This is a genomic window from Pseudomonas sp. microsymbiont 2, assembly GCF_054788395.1.
This window is the reverse complement of the sequence record NZ_CM139112.1, coordinates 508,768-524,864: the sequence shown is the minus strand read 5'-3', so window position 1 is coordinate 524,864 and position 16,097 is coordinate 508,768. Positions and strand designations below refer to the sequence as shown.

At 59.7% G+C, this 16,097-nt stretch carries 18 protein-coding genes and 1 tRNA gene; 15 read left to right on the top strand and 4 right to left on the bottom strand.

Going from position 1 to position 16,097, the window contains the following annotated elements:
• Nucleotides 1-4 precede the first annotated feature (4 nt).
• Nucleotides 5-81, top strand: a tRNA-Ile gene (locus ACYUME_RS02310).
• Between the two features lie 90 nt (nucleotides 82-171).
• Here ACYUME_RS02310 and gapS1 read toward each other — a convergent pair.
• The 3 genes from gapS1 to ACYUME_RS02295 form a co-directional block, all read right to left on the bottom strand.
• The gene (gene gapS1 / locus ACYUME_RS02305; protein WP_460417973.1) at nucleotides 172-1,773 is read right to left on the bottom strand and encodes a GapS1 family protein; all 1,602 of its coding nucleotides are present in this window, start codon (nucleotides 1,771-1,773) and stop codon (nucleotides 172-174) included.
• Between the two features lie 462 nt (nucleotides 1,774-2,235).
• A complete protein-coding gene (locus tag ACYUME_RS02300) occupies nucleotides 2,236-2,379 on the bottom strand; it encodes a phage integrase (protein ID WP_460417972.1) in 144 nt (47 codons plus the stop codon).
• Nucleotides 2,380-2,490: 111 nt separating this feature from the next.
• The gene (locus ACYUME_RS02295) at nucleotides 2,491-3,147 is read right to left on the bottom strand and encodes a hypothetical protein (RefSeq protein ID WP_460417971.1); all 657 of its coding nucleotides are present in this window, start codon (nucleotides 3,145-3,147) and stop codon (nucleotides 2,491-2,493) included.
• An 894-nt stretch (nucleotides 3,148-4,041) separates the two neighbouring features.
• On the opposite strand from ACYUME_RS02295, the gene ACYUME_RS02290 reads away from it, so the two are divergent.
• The 5 genes from ACYUME_RS02290 to ACYUME_RS02270 all read left to right on the top strand — a co-directional run bounded on the left by ACYUME_RS02290 (nucleotide 4,042) and on the right by ACYUME_RS02270 (nucleotide 7,167).
• Nucleotides 4,042-4,746 (top strand): F-box domain-containing protein, encoded by a 705-nt coding sequence (locus ACYUME_RS02290; protein WP_460417970.1) that lies wholly within the window; start codon nucleotides 4,042-4,044, stop codon nucleotides 4,744-4,746.
• A complete protein-coding gene (locus ACYUME_RS02285; protein WP_460417969.1) occupies nucleotides 4,743-5,378 on the top strand; it encodes a hypothetical protein in 636 nt (211 codons plus the stop codon). The genes ACYUME_RS02290 and ACYUME_RS02285 overlap by 4 nt, the downstream gene beginning before the upstream one ends.
• A 15-nt stretch (nucleotides 5,379-5,393) precedes the next feature.
• Entirely contained in the window at nucleotides 5,394-5,999 is a 606-nt protein-coding gene (locus ACYUME_RS02280; protein WP_460417968.1) for a hypothetical protein, read from the top strand.
• A 143-nt stretch (nucleotides 6,000-6,142) separates the two neighbouring features.
• Nucleotides 6,143-6,517 (top strand): hypothetical protein, encoded by a 375-nt coding sequence (locus ACYUME_RS02275; protein WP_279884863.1) that lies wholly within the window; start codon nucleotides 6,143-6,145, stop codon nucleotides 6,515-6,517.
• 188 nt (nucleotides 6,518-6,705) lie between these two features.
• Nucleotides 6,706-7,167 (top strand): Lrp/AsnC family transcriptional regulator, encoded by a 462-nt coding sequence (locus ACYUME_RS02270; RefSeq protein ID WP_279884865.1) that lies wholly within the window; start codon nucleotides 6,706-6,708, stop codon nucleotides 7,165-7,167.
• A 15-nt stretch (nucleotides 7,168-7,182) separates the two neighbouring features.
• On the opposite strand, the gene ACYUME_RS02265 is transcribed toward ACYUME_RS02270, so the two are convergent.
• On the bottom strand, nucleotides 7,183-7,473 hold the full coding sequence (locus tag ACYUME_RS02265) for a DUF3077 domain-containing protein (RefSeq protein ID WP_279884866.1): 291 nt from the start codon (nucleotides 7,471-7,473) through the stop codon (nucleotides 7,183-7,185).
• A gap of 458 nt (nucleotides 7,474-7,931) precedes the next feature.
• Between ACYUME_RS02265 and ACYUME_RS02260 the strand changes: the two genes are divergently transcribed.
• The 9 genes from ACYUME_RS02260 to pqqD all read left to right on the top strand — a co-directional run bounded on the left by ACYUME_RS02260 (nucleotide 7,932) and on the right by pqqD (nucleotide 16,087).
• On the top strand, nucleotides 7,932-8,294 hold the full coding sequence (locus ACYUME_RS02260; RefSeq protein WP_279884867.1) for a toxin: 363 nt from the start codon (nucleotides 7,932-7,934) through the stop codon (nucleotides 8,292-8,294).
• Nucleotides 8,272-8,586 (top strand): helix-turn-helix domain-containing protein, encoded by a 315-nt coding sequence (locus ACYUME_RS02255; protein ID WP_460417967.1) that lies wholly within the window; start codon nucleotides 8,272-8,274, stop codon nucleotides 8,584-8,586. Before ACYUME_RS02260 ends, ACYUME_RS02255 begins: the two co-directional genes overlap by 23 nt.
• Before the next feature lie 160 nt (nucleotides 8,587-8,746).
• Nucleotides 8,747-10,429, top strand: coding sequence for a flavin monoamine oxidase family protein (locus tag ACYUME_RS02250; RefSeq protein ID WP_279884871.1), 1,683 nt, complete (start codon nucleotides 8,747-8,749; stop codon nucleotides 10,427-10,429).
• Nucleotides 10,430-10,445: 16 nt separating this feature from the next.
• Nucleotides 10,446-11,228, top strand: a complete 783-nt coding sequence (locus tag ACYUME_RS02245) for a carbon-nitrogen hydrolase family protein (protein ID WP_279884873.1) — start codon at nucleotides 10,446-10,448, stop codon at nucleotides 11,226-11,228.
• Nucleotides 11,229-11,397: 169 nt separating this feature from the next.
• Nucleotides 11,398-13,713 carry a pyrroloquinoline quinone biosynthesis protein PqqF gene (gene pqqF, locus ACYUME_RS02240; RefSeq protein WP_460417966.1) on the top strand — a complete coding sequence of 772 codons (2,316 nt, stop codon included), beginning with the start codon at nucleotides 11,398-11,400 and terminating at the stop codon, nucleotides 13,711-13,713.
• A 168-nt stretch (nucleotides 13,714-13,881) separates the two neighbouring features.
• Nucleotides 13,882-13,953 (top strand): pyrroloquinoline quinone precursor peptide PqqA, encoded by a 72-nt coding sequence (pqqA, locus tag ACYUME_RS02235; RefSeq protein WP_003243383.1) that lies wholly within the window; start codon nucleotides 13,882-13,884, stop codon nucleotides 13,951-13,953.
• A 77-nt stretch (nucleotides 13,954-14,030) separates the two neighbouring features.
• Nucleotides 14,031-14,942, top strand: coding sequence for a pyrroloquinoline quinone biosynthesis protein PqqB (gene pqqB / locus ACYUME_RS02230; protein ID WP_460417965.1), 912 nt, complete (start codon nucleotides 14,031-14,033; stop codon nucleotides 14,940-14,942).
• A gap of 117 nt (nucleotides 14,943-15,059) precedes the next feature.
• Nucleotides 15,060-15,815 carry a pyrroloquinoline-quinone synthase PqqC gene (gene pqqC, locus ACYUME_RS02225; protein WP_279888757.1) on the top strand — a complete coding sequence of 252 codons (756 nt, stop codon included), beginning with the start codon at nucleotides 15,060-15,062 and terminating at the stop codon, nucleotides 15,813-15,815.
• Entirely contained in the window at nucleotides 15,812-16,087 is a 276-nt protein-coding gene (gene pqqD, locus ACYUME_RS02220; protein ID WP_050703489.1) for a pyrroloquinoline quinone biosynthesis peptide chaperone PqqD, read from the top strand. The genes pqqC and pqqD overlap by 4 nt, the downstream gene beginning before the upstream one ends.
• The last annotated feature ends 10 nt before the right edge of the window (nucleotides 16,088-16,097 follow it).

Genomic DNA, 16,097 nt, shown 5'->3' with positions numbered 1-16,097 from the left:
CTGAGGGCCTATAGCTCAGTCGGTTAGAGCAGAGGACTCATAATCCTTTGGTCCACGGTTCGAGTCCGTGTGGGCCCACCACCTTCAAAGCCGCGTACTGCGCGGCTTTCTTCATTTTAGAATCGTAGCCACTCAAGAAATCTTGGCTGCTAACGTCCACAAAACGTCCACCTACTCCGCTGCTGCTTTGTCAAACGCCATGTGCAGATAGCGCAGCAAGTGCGCCCTAGCGCGGACGAGTGAGACAGTCCTGCCCTGCCAAGCCGCCTTGTTGCCTTCCAACATAAACTGCAACCGAGTCTGGCTTTCCTTAGCTCGTGCGGCAAACGAGCCGAGGCTATAGATACGCTTATTTAACTTTTCATGCACAGCCTGAGAGGCAGTAAACCTTTTACCCTCAGGTTTTGATAAGCCTTCTGCGCAATCCATCACCAGTCGCCCAAGATCTGTTCCGACTTTTTCAATTGACGCCAGCATGCTTTCCCATGCGTTGATATTTAAGAATAGTATCCTGCTCAGCGGAACGGGCGTGCACCCGTAGGAATTATTTAACCTCTCTCGTAGGTCAAGATCTATATGTTGGGCAACATCCTCCGCAGTTGCAAACCAAAAATCCTCATGCGTTACAACCACGCACGCAAAATCCTTACCATAGTAATCGCGAACCTGCGAAAGTCTCCACACAGTTTCCTGGCACTGAACTATCGCTTTAATAAAACTATCCTTCAGATCGCGTTTCAGAACCTCCGCATCGAACACCGAGCTAACAATGTCGCTTGGCTCAATAGCCTTGCATTCTACTAATAAATTGATCTCGCCCGGCACTAAAAAATCTGTAGCCTTGCCGGTAACAATGCTGTACTTACGACATATTTCTTTTATGCCACTCTCATTATGTGCTCGCACACCCGCTTCAGCCATCGCAGTACCGACATGTTTTTCCATGCATTCACCGAAGTCCGTTTTAAAATGCCAACCTGGAACCTCAAGCTTCTTCAGCAAACTAGGAATCAACATCCCAATACCGCTAACAAAAAGTTTCGGATGGCAAACGAATAGATTTTCACCACTTAAAATTATAGGCCGCCACCTCAATGGAGTGGTCTGGAAATACTCACTTTGCTGATTCAGAGCATAAGGCAGCCTAAAGCCTTTGAAAAAAGCTGGCAAGTCTTGATCCCTTACTGACACGAGCAGGAGATACCGAGCAATCACATCCATGGAGTAAACAGGATGCAAATGCATAATTACATTATGCAGATTAAAAGCAACAACACCCTTCTTGTTTGTGCAGACCACCGCAATAAAATACAAGCTAATATCATAAAAATCACTAAGACTCAGGCCGTACGCCTCATGGAATTTTTGCGAGTATATTTCTTTTCCACCTGCAAACCATAAAGACTGGCGCAGCAGGGACTTTACCTCCTCAACAAGATCCCGCTGATACCATTCCTGCTGCAGAAACATTGACCGTAATTTTAGCTCAACCCCCCCATATTCAACAGGGCATGCCAAATGCTGAATACGATATAGTTTATTTACTATGACATTAAACTCCTGACTCGACATTGAACGTCCCTTGCCACTTCCTTCAAGCATGCCGAGTTTCAGCATAAAGAAAGTCAGCCAAGGCATCCCGTCAGCCAGGACTTTATTAGTTTGAGCCCAGTGCAGATGATCCAATACGCACTGTAATATCGAGTCTGGCCTGTAGTAGCTTAGCTCGCGCTTAATTCCGCGAATTGTCTTGTCATATTTCTCGACACTCATTTGCTAGCCTCCCACGCGACCGAATTAAAAATCGCCACGCTTATCAAATGACCAGGACTAAAGTGCGCGCACTTTTGAGTCATACTTCACGTCGCATACCTTAACAACTTTTGCAGCGTTAAAATATCGCCACCGCCTATCATATAGCGACTAGCAAAGTGCGCCGCAAACATGACTGAGCTGCCTCTCCGAAAGTTCCAGCCCTGCCTGTCTTATAACATCGCGAAGCTTTGAATAGAAAGATTTAAAAGGCAAAGCGGAGGATAGCCTACGCTGCAGATCTTCGCTAATTTGGATAGTACGATTTTTACTTGACTTATTCTTAATATAATGAACGAGGCAGCTTCGTACTTGACGAGGCAGAAGCCCCTCCGCCCCCCACCTTGCACCAGTGAATAGGCAGACTTCAGCAATTAGCCTGACCTCCGCGCCCTCCTCCAGAGCGACAAGCAACGGTTGAATCTATTCAACATCTAGATACGCCATTTCAGCCTCATCGAATTTTAACTTACGCACTTTAGCCAACGGATTCTCACAGGACCATTCACCAAGTCGCTCCGGTTCGTTGAGCACCGCCCGCAAATACGCCAGTTCATGATTGAACATATTGGCGCTGATCGACTTGGCCGCATCAGAATCTTTGCTGAATCCGCGCCTACCTTGTAGGTTGAACTGCCATCTCTTTGCAACTCAACCTATACAACCCCAAAGTAAAACTCACAGTTCAAGGGTAGTATTACCATTACTCGCGTTACCGACCAACATGTCTCTATGATGGATTTGACCCTCTGTACAGCCAATCCGCCTTAAAATAGTTGAAGTATCGATCTTCAACCTTTCCTTATCAGCCACACTTTGACACAGCTCCCAAACACTAACAGCAGCGGCGCCAGCATTTAACAAAAGCCTTGAATAGTCGTATGAAGAGCCCGTCGCCTCAGGGGTAATAATTAGTGGAGTCTTCTCGTTCACTGACTCCAAGTCCACCATCAGCTCCTGAATCCAAGAGCGCTGCTCCTTACTATACTTATGGGCCACATCAGTAAAATAGCTCTCCAAGAACAAGGGGCTTATGCTATGAGGCATCCTGTGCCTGTATATGCTCTGCCTCTTAGCAAGAGCCTCCATCATTATCAGCAGTTGTTTTAAATACATTCCAACTGACTCCTGAACCTTTATCAAGTCCTCATTACAACAGTCAAATTTATTATTTTCAACTCGCTTCTCTTTCCAGTTCGCAATAAAGAAAGTAGCCGAAACGCCAATTAATGTACCAAACAGCGCGCTCCCCACTGGAATGAATTTATCAAACTCCCCCATGGGCCTAGTTAGCTCAATGTACTGCAGGCACTGATTAAGAGCATCAATATCCATATTTCCTCTTTTCAATAATCATTAATATTACACCCACATAGCAGAGCACACATCCACGAGCATACTTAAAGTTTCAACCACTGACAACTCAACCCGCCAACCAAGCATCTACAATAACCAATACAGGCGCCACAGTTACGACTCATGCAGCAGACATCTCAGCCGCTCAGCCTATAATCGACTACTCCCCAAGCAGCAGTCCAGTTACATTTCCACCACCTTCCTCGCATCGACAGCACTCCACAGCACAGCTTTTTAACTACTCAATTATCGGGAGCACAAATAGTTACCTTGGCGCAACTGTCAGCAAATTCGGAACCTCCGCCTGATCAACGGGGAGACGTAACGCAAGCATCAAAGGCCCAATCTGATCAAGTAAAACTTTTCCCACTGTGTCGTAGGTACTGGCATCGTTTGAAAAGCTTGGACTCGAAAAAAACTCCTTTGGAAATCACTTATCCTCCTCCCGCCCGCGCGCTTCGCCTTGGGGAAAAGTGCAAAGAGCTCGGGCTGTGCAACGTCAGACTACGGCAGGTGCTACGCGGGCCACCAGGGAGGAATGGGCCGCAAGGATTTGCACAGATGTGCAATCAGGTACACCTGCGAGCGTCCACACCGCCAACCTAAACCCGACCCGCATGTACGTACGTATTCAATAAAGTCAGCCCATTGTGGGGTTTTCACAAGGACACCACGCCTTTTTATCGGGCTCATAATCCTTTGGTCCACCGTTCGAGTCCGTGTGGGCCCACCAGATATCAAAAGCCGCGCTATTGCGCGGCTTTTTCGTTTCTTGCTCCCTGACATTCCCGGCAAGATGGCCATTGCGCATCACACACCTGGCCCAGTTGGGTTATGGTGGTCGGCCACGCATGCCACATACAGGGAGTCGTCATGCTGAATGCCATCATGGCCGGCAAGAAACGCGGCACCGGTCTGCAAGGCGAAGCCTTCAGCCCCGAGGAGGCCGAAGGCGCCGAAGATGTAATCACCGCCACTGTTTTCGAACGCCTGGCCTACCTGCCGGATGAGCAGTTCTGCGCCGTGATGCATGACCTGCTCGGCGAGAGCTTCGGGCCGCTGCAAGAGATCCAGTACTGGCCATCCTGGAAGTCCAGGGACAACACCAAGGTCGAGCCAGATCTGGTGCTGCATGACGGGCGCCGCACCGTGGTGGTCGAAGCCAAGCGCCACGACCATCGGGACCAGCAAAGCCCTGCTCAGCTTGCCAGAGAACTGCTGGCAGGCTGGCACGGCGAGCAGCTCGAGGACGGATGCATCCTGCTTGCCCTTGGCGGGCTTAGCTACCCGATCGACAGCGCCCGACTGCGGCTGGAGGACGCCTTGCAGCGAGCACTGGCTGGCCAGAAAGCCTCCCCGTACCGACTGGTCTGTCAGAGCTGGCAGGGCCTCTTTCAGATCCTGCAGCAGCATATCCGCCCCGACGGCCCCACCAGTTGCCAGCGCCTGTTCGACGATATCGCCTCCTGCTACGCCTGGCACGACCTGCGCACTCATGATCGACGCTGGCTGAAAGACTTGCGCAATCGACCGCTCGCAGGCCACCCCGATGTCTTTGCACCATGGAGAATGAAATGACAGGGAATCTGGAACACGCGCTGCTGGACGTCCGCCGCGCCTATCGGCTGCTGGCCGACTACCAGCAGCATCTCTTCGAATTGCTGGGGTACATCCGTGAACGGCTGGGCGCCGTGAACTACTACCACGAATATGTCTACCCGCAACCCAAAGGGCTGGCCGGGCTGGACAAGCGCGATGACAGCGGCCTGCGCTACTTGCCGTTCTACGACCTGGCCGCCATCTGGCTCAGGTTTCCGGGCGAACAACAGGCTCACTGGGACAATCACCTGGCCGGCGACCTGATGTTCGGTGCCTGGGTGCGCAGCGATACCGGCTTCAACAAGCGTGACGGCAGCTTCCTCACCGAGGCCGTCGAAGACACCCGCAGCGAGCTGGTGCTTTCTGTCGTGGTCTGTGAAGAAGATGGCAAGGACATCAACTGGTACCACAACGTCTGGGTGGCGATCAGATACCCCGACAACGGAGAGGTCAACGCCACCGACAAGCCGGGCTATCGGTGCTTCGCCAAGGCCATCCCTCTCGCCGAACTGGCGGACAAGGCATCGATCGATGCGGCCTTGCGAACATGGTGCGCAGACGCCACGGCAAAGCTGGGCACCTCGATTGAGCTCCATCCACAGCACCCTTGAGTACATAAGATCGCCATGGAAAAACAGAACGTCATAAATCAATTCAAAACGGCACACGGCGCCTACATCAGGCTGCTGCTGGAAACCTATCCAACCAAGCATCCCATCACCGACAATTCGAAACTTGGCGATCCCCAGTCATGCGCCTTGGCGGTACAGGTGCAGAGCTGCCTGATCGCGCTTGGCCCCACGGCCCAGCAACGCATGCTGCGCCTGGGGTTCGACCTGCTCTACCCGTTCAACAACATCGTCGATCAGTACAACTGGCGTGCCAGCATCATCGAGCAGAACACCAACTTCACCACCTTTGCCTCGATCGCCATTCGCATCGATGCGGAACTTCAACTGATCGAAAACGTTCTCAAGCTCAGCGACTACAGCGACTACGAAGGCATAGCGAACGACTTGTTCGCGCAATCCAAGACACGCTACACCTCGACCGCCGAAACGCCGGAGCAAGAAAAAAACGAGGTGCCTCCGCCTGATGGCGATCCCAGGCGGATCAAGCAAGAGGTAGACAGCGAGGCCGTGCAGAACCTCCCGAAGCTCGAGCGCAATACCAACATTGCCTCCAACATCGCCAACGTTCTCTCCGCCGGCAAAACACTGCTTGGCCTCTGAGTTCTCATTCGAGCTTGCCCACCAGCCAGAACGGGCAAAGTGCCTTTAGCACACCCGTTCTATTTCGCCATCAACCCCACGTTCCTAGAATCTCTCCATCGCTTCGGCACCGGGTCGGAGCCCAGTGATCGAGGGAACGTCACATGAACATCCAAGGAACGCTTGGGGCCCTGCTGGTCGTACCGATGCTGGCGACGCTCGCCGGTTGCGTGGCACCGGGTTCACAAGGCCAAGGACTGCAGGGCAGCCAGATGGCCAGCAGCAACGCCCCCTGCACGCCTAGCACCACCGACAACCTGATTTCCACCGGCCGCAGCCTGCTGAGCATCGCCAACTCCGTGCTGGAAACCAAGAACAGCTTCAATGGCGACACGGCCACCTACGACCAGCGCATGCAACTGGCCGAGAATGCGCAGAAGGTCAACAAGGGCAACCAGATGCTCGACAACGTCGAGAGCATGACCGCCGGCTTGAAATCGCCCTGCGCCACCGCGACGCAGACCAGCGCCGCACGCTGATCGCCGGCATCGCCAAGCCCGCTGCCAAAGGATTCACGGAGCCCCCAAGGCTTGCGTGAAACCTTCGGCAGCGGGCTTTTTCGCGCTAGGGCGCAAGTATCGCGGCAATGACGTGATCGCCACGCTGGGCGCCTTGCGCGAATCGGTCAGGCTTGCATAGGCTAGCGGCTCGACAAAAGAGACCTACCATGCCGGCCACCTCCTCCATCGCCCTCGACGCCATCGATCGCCAGTTGATCGCCCTGTTGCAGATCAACGCCCGGGAAAGCGTCGCCACCCTCGCCCGCCAGCTGGGGATCGCCCGCACCACGGTGAACTCGCGCCTCGAACGCCTGGAGCGCAACAAGGTGATCACCGGCTATGGCGTGCGCCTGGGCCAACGCCTGCTGGGCGGTGGCCTGCAAGCGTATGTCGGGATCAAGGCGCAACCGCGCTCGGGCAAGGACATCGTCCGCCACCTGAGCGCCATGGGCCAGGTACAGCAGCTGTGCGCGGTCAGTGGCGAATTCGACTATGTGGCCTGGTTGCTCAGCGATTCGCCGGAGCAGCTGGATCAGCTGCTCGACCAGATCGGCAGCCTCGAGGGCGTGGAGAAGACCACCACGTCGATCATCCTCAGCAGCAAGGTCGACCGCGGCCAGCCAGGCTGACCGCAGGCCCGGCGCTCAGGCCTCCATCGCGTCGAGCAGGCCCTCCAGCAGCGCCCGCACCGTTTCCGCCGAATGCAGGATCGACCAGATCATCGCCCGCCCCGCTTCGGGGGCATGGTGCTGGGCGTAGTCGTCGGCGATTTCCTGGATCGCACGGGCCAGCATGCTGGCGTGGACCAGTGCGTCGGCGGCATCGATGCCGGGGCGGACAGTGAAGATGGGGGGATGGCTGGACTCGCAGGAGCAGAAGGATTGCTCGGTGGTCGGGTTCAGTGCGAGGGGTGGGTCGGGGACGATCTTTTTCATAGCGCAGTATCCAAGTTGAGCCAGGGATTACCGCCATCTGCATCCTTCTCACGGGAATAGGGTGGCAGCCATACGCGGGGTGAGAAACCGGTCAACTTGGAATCCGGCCAGGCAAGAGCCTGCCCGCGCAAGGCTGCCATAACGCATACCTCGGCGCTCCAGTTGAAAGTGGGTTCTCACGCCCGATCACCGAATGTGCGGTGACCGGCAAAAACTAACCGCGAAGGTTTACCCGCACAGCCAGACTGGAGCGACAGGGCGAGTAGGATAGATCTCGATAAGTTTGCCGTCTGTAGGAAATGGCCTGACAAGCAGCGACCCACCCGCCTCCCAATGACATATCCGGCAACCCTCTCCTGCCACCTCCCTTTCAATGCACGTTTACGCTGACGGCAAACCGCCCCTATTGACGCATTGGCGATCTCACCACAAACTATACGCGGATCACGTACAAAAGCATGGATGCTCTCTTTGTTGAACTACCCGCTTTCGAGCGCTTTCGCAGCCAGTATCTGGACGATGAGGATTTTCGCTCGCTGCAACGCCTGCTACTGCTGCATCCCCATGCTGGCGATGTCATCAAGGGAACGGGCGGCCTCAGGAAGATGCGCTTCGCCGATGTGCTGCGCCACAAAGGCAAGCGCGGTGGCACTCGGATCATCTACTACTGGTGGTCCGCCGGGCAGCAATTCTGGCTTTTCACGCTCTACGGCAAGGAAGTCCAGGATGACCTGACGCCACACCAACGCCAGGCCCTGAAAAACCTGCTGGAACGCGAATACCTGACGAGGACGACCAATGTCACGCAACATCTTCACTGAACTCACCGAAGGCTTCGACGCTCTCGCCGATGAGCGCGTCGGCAAACTGACCCTGCGTTCACACAAAGTGACCTTCGAAGAACTGGCTCCCCTGGCCCCCAACGAGCTGACCGAACTGCGCCAGCGCCTCAACATGTCACGTGCGGTGTTTGCCGCCTACCTGCGCACTAACGCCCGAACCCTGGAAAGCTGGGAACAGGGCCGCTCCAGACCCAACGCCCAGGCCGTGGCGCTGATCCGGCTGGTACAGAAATATCCGGAGACCGTCGAGCATCTGGCGTCCTTGAGCTGATTCGTCACTATCAAGCAAATCGAAGTCATTAAGACGAAATAAATTACATAACGACGCCAATCTGCATCTTAATTACGAACCCGCCACTTCATAAAATGGCCACCAGGCATTCTCTATACTCAGGCTCCGCCCCCTGCGCAGCCCCTGGCAAGGTCACGACATGAACAAGAACAACCGCCACCCCGCCGACGGCAAGAAACCCATCACCATCTTCGGCCCGGACTTCCCCTTCGCCTTCGACGACTGGCTGGAGCACCCGGCCGGCCTGGGCAGCATCCCCAAGGAGCGCCATGGCGAAGAGGTGGCGATCGTCGGTGGCGGCATCGCCGGGCTGGTGGCGGCCTACGAACTGATGAAACTGGGCCTCAAGCCCGTGGTGTACGAAGCCTCCAAGCTGGGCGGACGGCTGCGTTCGCAAGCGTTCAACGGCACCGACGGCATCGTCGCCGAACTGGGCGGCATGCGCTTCCCGGTGTCGTCCACGGCGTTCTATCACTACGTCGACAAGCTGGGCCTGGAGACCAAGCCCTTCCCCAACCCGCTCACCCCCGCCTCGGGCAGCACGGTCATCGACCTGGAAGGCCAGACCTACTACGCCGAAAAAGCCGCCGATCTGCCTCAGCTGTTCCATGAGGTCGCGGACGCCTGGGCCGACGCCCTGGAAAGCGGCGCACAGTTCGGCGACATCCAGCAGGCCATCCGCGACCGCGACGTGCCACGCCTGAAAGACCTGTGGAACAAGCTGGTGCCGCTGTGGGACGACCGCACCTTCTATGACTTCGTCGCCACCTCGCGCTCGTTCGCCAAACTGAGCTTCCAGCACCGCGAGGTGTTCGGCCAGGTCGGCTTCGGCACCGGTGGCTGGGATTCGGACTTCCCCAACTCGATGTTGGAAATCTTCCGCGTGGTGATGACCAACTGCGACGATCACCAGCACCTGGTGGTCGGCGGCGTCGAGCAGGTGCCCCAGGGCATCTGGCGGCACGTGCCCGAGCGCTGCGCCCACTGGCCCGCCGGCACCAGCCTCAGCGGCCTGCATGGCGGCGCGCCGCGCACCGGGGTCAAGCGCATCGCCCGCGCCGCCGATGGTCGCCTGGCGGTCACCGACAACTACGGCGATGTACGCCACTACGCGGCGGTGCTCACCACCTGCCAGAGCTGGCTGCTGACCACCCAGATCGACTGCGAGGAGTCGCTGTTCTCGCAGAAGATGTGGATGGCCCTGGACCGTACCCGCTACATGCAGTCGTCGAAGACCTTCGTGATGGTCGATCGCCCGTTCTGGAAGGACAAGGATCCGCAGACCGGCCGCGACCTGATGAGCATGACCCTCACCGATCGCCTGACCCGCGGCACCTACCTGTTCGACAACGGCGACGACAAGCCAGGGGTGATCTGCCTGTCCTACGCCTGGATGAGCGATGCCCTGAAGATGCTGCCGCACCCGACCGAGAAGCGTGTGCAGCTGGCCCTCGACGCCCTGAAGAAGATCTACCCGAAGACCGATATCGCCGGGCATATCATCGGCGACCCGATCACCATCTCGTGGGAGGCCGACCCGCACTTCCTCGGCGCCTTCAAGGGTGCGCTACCGGGCCACTACCGCTACAACCAGCGCATGTACGCGCACTTCATGCAGCAGGACATGCCTGCCGAGCAGCGCGGCATCTTCATCGCCGGCGACGACGTGTCATGGACCCCGGCCTGGGTGGAAGGCGCGGTGCAGACTTCGCTGAACGCGGTGTGGGGTATCATGAATCACTTCGGTGGCCAGACCCACTCGGACAACCCAGGCCCGGGGGATGTGTTCCACGAGATCGGCCCTATCGCCCTGGCCGACTGAGCGTAGGAGTAACACCATGCGCATCGCCCTGTTCCAGGGCACGCCAAAGCCACTGGACGTGCCCGGCAATCTCGAGCGCCTGCAGCACCAGGCCCATTTGGCAGCAGCCCGCGGCGCGCAACTGCTGGTGTGCCCGGAGATGTTCCTCAGCGGCTACAACATCGGCCTGGACCAGGTGGAGCGCCTGGCCGAGGCCGAGGACGGTCCCTCGGCCATGAGCGTCGTCGAGATCGCCCAGGCGCACCGCATCGCCATCGTCTATGGCTACCCGGAGCGGGCCGAGGACGGGTCGATCCACAATAGCGTGCAACTGATCGACGCCCATGGCCGCAGCCTGTGCAACTACCGCAAGACCCACCTGTTCGGCGAGCTCGACCGTTCGATGTTCAGCCCGGGCGCCGACCACTTCCCGGTGGTCGAGCTGGACGGCTGGAAAGTCGGGCTGCTGATCTGCTACGACATCGAGTTCCCGGAGAACGCCCGGCGCCTGGCGCTGAACGGCGCCGAGCTGATCCTGGTGCCGACGGCGAACATGACGCCCTACGACTTCGTCTGCCAGGTGACCGTGCGCTCACGGGCGCAGGAGAACCAGTGCTACCTGGTGTACGCCAACTACTGCGGCAGCGAGGGCGAGATCCAGTATTGCGGGCAGAGCAGCATCGTCGGGCCGGATGGCAGCCTGCTGGCGATGGCTGGCCACGAGGAGGGACTGCTGCTGGCGGATATGGAGCGCGAGCGGGTATTGAAGGGGCGGGAGTTGTTTCCCTACCTGGCGGACCTGCGCCGGGATCTGCATTAGCAACGTGGGAGCAGGCTTGCCCCGCGATGCAGTCTATGGCACCGGCTTCGCCGGTTTTCGCGGGGCAAGCCCGCTCCCACGAAGGCCCCGCTAACTCAGTTGGTTATTTTGGCCTGCCCCCGACAGGGCCAGACCAGACAACCTCGCCATTGCGCGCTAGCATGGCGTAATGTCCGACGTCATTCGCCACCTCACGCTCGCCAACGGCCTGCGCCTGACCCTGCGCCACGCCCCGCGCCTCAAGCGAACCGCAGCGGCGCTACGGGTACATGCCGGCAGCCATGATGCCCCCGCCCGCTGGCCGGGTATGGCCCATTTCCTCGAGCACCTGTTCTTCCTCGGCACGCCACGCTTCCCGCAGGCCGACGGCCTGATGCGCTATGTCCAGGCACTGGGTGGCCAGGTCAACGCCAGCACCCGCGAACGCACCACAGATTTCTTCTTCGAAGTACCACCCGCCGCGCTACCCGGTGGCCTGGAGCGCTTGTGTGAGATGCTAGCCGAGCCCGACCTCGATATCGAACGGCAACACCGTGAACGCGAGGTGATCCATGCGGAGTTCATCGCTTGGTCGCGCAATCCGCAGGCCCAGCACCAGTTCCGTCTGTTGCAGTCGGTATCGGCGCGCCACCCGCTGAGTGGCTTCCATGCCGGCAACCGCTACAGCCTTGCGCTGCAAGCGCCCGCTTTCCAGCACGGGTTACGGGCATTCCACCAGCGCTTCTACCAGGGCGGGCAGATCACCCTGAGCCTGGCCGGCCCGCAATCGCTCGACGAACTGGAACAGCTGGGCAAGCGCCATGGCCTGCTGTTCGCCAAGGGGCAGCGCATCATCCCGCCGCCACCACCGCCACTGCTCGAAAAGCCGCTGCGCCAGCCAAGCGCAGACGGCATGGATCACACACTGCTGTTCGCCCATCAAGACCTGCCAGAAGAAGCGGAGCAGGCGCTGGAGTTGCTGCTGAGCCAACTCACCGACAACCGAGCTGGCGGATGGCTGGCCGAACTGCAACGGCGTGGCTGGCTCCAGGACTGCAAGGCCGAGCTTCTTCACGCCCATGCCGGCCAGATGCTCTGGCAGCTTCGGCTGCAACTGAGCACGGGCGCCTCTCTCGTACAAACCTGGGACCTGCTGCATGGCTGGTTGAGTCATCTGCGACAGCAAGATCGCCAGCGTCTGAACGACAGTTTCAGCCAGTTGCAGCAATGCCGCGAGCAGGCCGCCAGTGCGCTGGAACTGGCCCGCCGCGACAGCGCCGACAGGCCGTACCAGGGCCTGGACACACAGGGGCTGGCCGCCTTCGATGCGCTGCTGGCCAGCTTCCCACACAGCCCTGCCGGTCAATGGCATCTGCCTGAAAGCGAGCCGCTGCTGTCCGCCGCGCTGCCTGAGCGCCACGCGCCACTGCCCGCGACCCTCTCGATCAGTTCGTGCCTGCCGGCCTCCCGCCAGTTCGCCGCGCTGTACCTGCGCTGGCAGGTCGCCTCGCCTGCGCGCCCTCGCTTGCTGCCGATCCTCGAACGCAGCCTGCGAGCGTTGCGCCAACGTGCCGAACACGCCTCGCTGCAGCTGGACTTCACGGCCAGTGGCGAGTACTGGCAGCTACGCGCGGCCGGGCATCCACCCGCGGTGATCCGCCTGGTGGAAGAAGCGCTCGCAGACCTGCGCGCCCCGGCGGCGGAGCACTGGTCCGCGCCTGCGCCGACCGAGCTGCCACTGATCCCGATTCGCGCATTGCTCAAGGCGCTGCCAGACGCGCTGCAGGCAGCTGAGGCGAGCGACCTGCTCGCCTCCGGCGTCGAACCGTCAATGCTCGAGGCACTCTGGCAGGGGGCCCGCTGGCAGGGCCTGGCGGTGGGGTTCGATCAGAACCAGCAGGGTGCATTGGGGGCGATACTGCAGGACGTCATGGGACAACCTGGTGAGCCCGCCCCCCCGCGCGCACTCAGCGGGCGACACTGGCGTCACACGCCAACAGCCGGCAGCGAACCCGCCCTGCTGCTGTTCTGCCCGCTGCCCGAACCTCGGCAGGCCACTGGCCGCCTACTCGCCCAGCTCCTGCAGGGGCCTGTCTACCAGCGGCTGCGCGTCGAACTGCAACTGGGCTACGCCGTCTTCAGCGCCTTTCGTCAGGTGCAGGGGCATGCCGGTCTGCTGTTCGGCGTGCAGTCCCCCCATGCCAGCCCGAGTGAAATCCTCGAACATCTGACGAACTTGCTGAAAGAAGGCGTGAGCCTTGACCACGCAAGTCGTCAGCAACTGGCGGATCAGTTCAGCGAGACCGTCATGACCAACGCCGATATCGCGGAATGGGCATGGCAGGCACATATAGCGACACAAAATTCGGATCTTTCCTACGCTGGCGGGTCTATCCTCTCTGTCGAGCAATGCGATCTGGACGCGCTGCTGCGGCAACTGCTCGAGGCGGAGCACGGCTGGCTTTGCCTGGCCAACGCGCCAGCAGCGAACAGCCAGTGGCATTGAAGCGAGCGGATTGTTACCAGGAATGCAATGGCGCTTTTCGAAGAATTAACCTTTCGGTACAAATTTTTCTTGTAAGATAGCGCAATCTCAGCCAATGGAACCTCCTGCCACAGGGGGAGCCAAACCCAGTGACTGACCATCCCACCCCTATCCGGAAGGAGCAAACCTATGTGGACCAAACCTGCATACACCGACCTGCGTATCGGCTTCGAAGTCACCATGTACTTCGCCAACCGCTAAGCGGCAGTAAGCCTCGACGCCTCGGCCAGCCGGGGCGTCGTCGTTTTTCGCCGCGGCTTTTGCCTTAGAGAGTGACCATGTACATCCAGATTCTCGGTTCCGCCGCCGGTGGCGGGTTCCCGCAATGGAACTGCAACTGCGCCAACTGCAAGGGCTACCGCGACGGCACCCTGCGCGCCCAGGCACGCACCCAGTCGTCCATCGCCCTGTCCGACGACGGCGAGCACTGGATCCTGTGCAACGCCTCGCCGGACATCCGCGCCCAGCTCCAGGCGTTCGCGCCGATGCAGCCGGCCCGCGCCCTGCGCGACACCGGCATCGACGCCATCGTCCTGCTCGACAGCCAGATCGACCACACCACCGGGCTGCTGAGCCTGCGTGAGGGCTGCCCGCACCAGGTCTGGTGCACCGACATGGTCCACCAGGACCTGACCACCGGTTTTCCGCTGTTCAACATGCTCGGCCACTGGAACGGCGGCCTGGCGTGGAACCGCATCGAGCTCGAAGGCAGCTTCGTCATCGACGCGTGCCCGAACCTGCGTTTCACCCCCTTCCCGTTGCGCAGCGCCGCTCCGCCCTATTCGCCGCACCGTTTCGACCCGCACCCGGGCGACAACCTCGGCCTGCTGGTGGAGGACACCCGCACCGGCGGCAAGCTGTTCTACGCGCCGGGGCTGGGCCAGGTCGACGACAAGCTGCTGCAGATGATGCACGGCGCCGACTGCCTGCTGGTCGACGGCACGCTGTGGGAGGATGATGAAATGCAACGCCGTGGGGTCGGTACCCGCACCGGTCGCGAGATGGGCCACCTGGCGCAGAACGGCCCGGGCGGCATGCTCGAAGTACTGGACGGCTTCCCGCGCCAGCGCAAGGTGCTCATCCACATCAACAACACCAACCCGATTCTCGATGAAGACTCGCCGGAACGCGCCGAAGTGCAGCGCCGGGGCGTGGAAGTCGCCTTCGATGGCATGAGCATCGAGTTGTAAGGGCAGCCCTTGCACAACGTGGGAGCGGGCTTGCCCCGCGATAGCGATGGTGAGGCTGACGCCGCCATCGCGGGGCAAGCCCGCTCCCACGTATAACGAACCATCACAGGAGCCCCCATGAGCGATGCAATGCCCCTGTCCCCTGCCGAATTCGAGCAGGCCCTGCGCGCCAAGGGCGCCTACTATCACATCCACCACCCGTATCACGTGGCGATGTACCAGGGCCGTGCCACCCGCGAGCAGATCCAGGGCTGGGTGGCCAACCGTTTCTACTACCAGGTCAACATCCCGATGAAGGATGCCGCGATCCTGGCCAACTGCCCGGACCGCGAAGTACGCCGCGAGTGGATCCAGCGCCTGCTCGACCACGACGGCGCCCCAGGCGAGGATGGCGGCATCGAGGCGTGGTTGCGCCTGGGCCAGGCCGTGGGCCTGGACCCGGACCAGCTGCGCAGCCAGGAACTGGTGCTGCCCGGCGTGCGCTTCGCCGTCGACGCCTACGTCAACTTCGCCCGCCGCGCCAGCTGGCAGGAAGCCGCCAGCAGCTCACTGACCGAACTGTTCGCCCCGCAGATCCACCAGTCACGCCTGGACAGCTGGCCGCAGCACTACCCGTGGATCGACCCGGCCGGCTACGAATACTTCCGCACCCGCCTGGGCCAGGCCCGGCGCGATGTGGAACACGGCCTGGCGATCACCCTGCAGCATTACACGACCCGCGAGGGGCAGGAACGCATGCTGGAAATCCTGCAGTTCAAGCTGGATATCCTGTGGAGCATGCTCGACGCCATGAGCATGGCCTATGAACTGAACCGCCCGCCCTATCACAGCGTCACAAGCGAGCGGGTCTGGCACAAGGGGATCGCCCTATGAGTTTCGACCGTCAACAGGTACCCGCCTGGCGCCCCGGCTACCGTTTCCAGTACGAGCCGGCGCAGAAGGGCCATGTGCTGCTGTACCCCGAAGGCATGATCAAGCTCAACGACAGCGCCGGCCTGATCGGCGGGCTGATCGATGGCCAACGCGATGTCGCGGCGATCATCGCCGAGCTGGAACGGCAGTTCCCCGGTGTGCCCGAAGTCGCCGACGACATCGAGCAATTCATGGAGGTGGCCCGTGCCGAACACTGGATCACCCTCGCCTGAGGGCAACCTG

What these genes read in the sequence shown, in the direction of transcription:
- ACYUME_RS02280 (WP_460417968.1), top strand. Translation starts at nt 5,394, where the DNA reads ATGGAAAAACAGAACGTCATAAATCAATTCAAAACGGCACACGGCGCC.
- ACYUME_RS02275 (WP_279884863.1), top strand. Translation starts at nt 6,143, where the DNA reads ATGAACATCCAAGGAACGCTTGGGGCCCTGCTGGTCGTACCGATGCTG.
- ACYUME_RS02265 (WP_279884866.1), bottom strand. Translation starts at nt 7,473, where the DNA reads ATGAAAAAGATCGTCCCCGACCCACCCCTCGCACTGAACCCGACCACC.
- gapS1 (WP_460417973.1), bottom strand. Translation starts at nt 1,773, where the DNA reads ATGAGTGTCGAGAAATATGACAAGACAATTCGCGGAATTAAGCGCGAG.
- ACYUME_RS02285 (WP_460417969.1), top strand. Translation starts at nt 4,743, where the DNA reads ATGACAGGGAATCTGGAACACGCGCTGCTGGACGTCCGCCGCGCCTAT.
- ACYUME_RS02250 (WP_279884871.1), top strand. Translation starts at nt 8,747, where the DNA reads ATGAACAAGAACAACCGCCACCCCGCCGACGGCAAGAAACCCATCACC.
- ACYUME_RS02245 (WP_279884873.1), top strand. Translation starts at nt 10,446, where the DNA reads ATGCGCATCGCCCTGTTCCAGGGCACGCCAAAGCCACTGGACGTGCCC.
- ACYUME_RS02290 (WP_460417970.1), top strand. Translation starts at nt 4,042, where the DNA reads ATGCTGAATGCCATCATGGCCGGCAAGAAACGCGGCACCGGTCTGCAA.
- pqqB (WP_460417965.1), top strand. Translation starts at nt 14,031, where the DNA reads ATGTACATCCAGATTCTCGGTTCCGCCGCCGGTGGCGGGTTCCCGCAA.
- ACYUME_RS02300 (WP_460417972.1), bottom strand. Translation starts at nt 2,379, where the DNA reads ATGTTCAATCATGAACTGGCGTATTTGCGGGCGGTGCTCAACGAACCG.
- ACYUME_RS02270 (WP_279884865.1), top strand. Translation starts at nt 6,706, where the DNA reads ATGCCGGCCACCTCCTCCATCGCCCTCGACGCCATCGATCGCCAGTTG.
- pqqF (WP_460417966.1), top strand. Translation starts at nt 11,398, where the DNA reads ATGTCCGACGTCATTCGCCACCTCACGCTCGCCAACGGCCTGCGCCTG.
- ACYUME_RS02255 (WP_460417967.1), top strand. Translation starts at nt 8,272, where the DNA reads ATGTCACGCAACATCTTCACTGAACTCACCGAAGGCTTCGACGCTCTC.
- pqqD (WP_050703489.1), top strand. Translation starts at nt 15,812, where the DNA reads ATGAGTTTCGACCGTCAACAGGTACCCGCCTGGCGCCCCGGCTACCGT.
- ACYUME_RS02260 (WP_279884867.1), top strand. Translation starts at nt 7,932, where the DNA reads ATGGATGCTCTCTTTGTTGAACTACCCGCTTTCGAGCGCTTTCGCAGC.
- pqqC (WP_279888757.1), top strand. Translation starts at nt 15,060, where the DNA reads ATGAGCGATGCAATGCCCCTGTCCCCTGCCGAATTCGAGCAGGCCCTG.
- ACYUME_RS02295 (WP_460417971.1), bottom strand. Translation starts at nt 3,147, where the DNA reads ATGGATATTGATGCTCTTAATCAGTGCCTGCAGTACATTGAGCTAACT.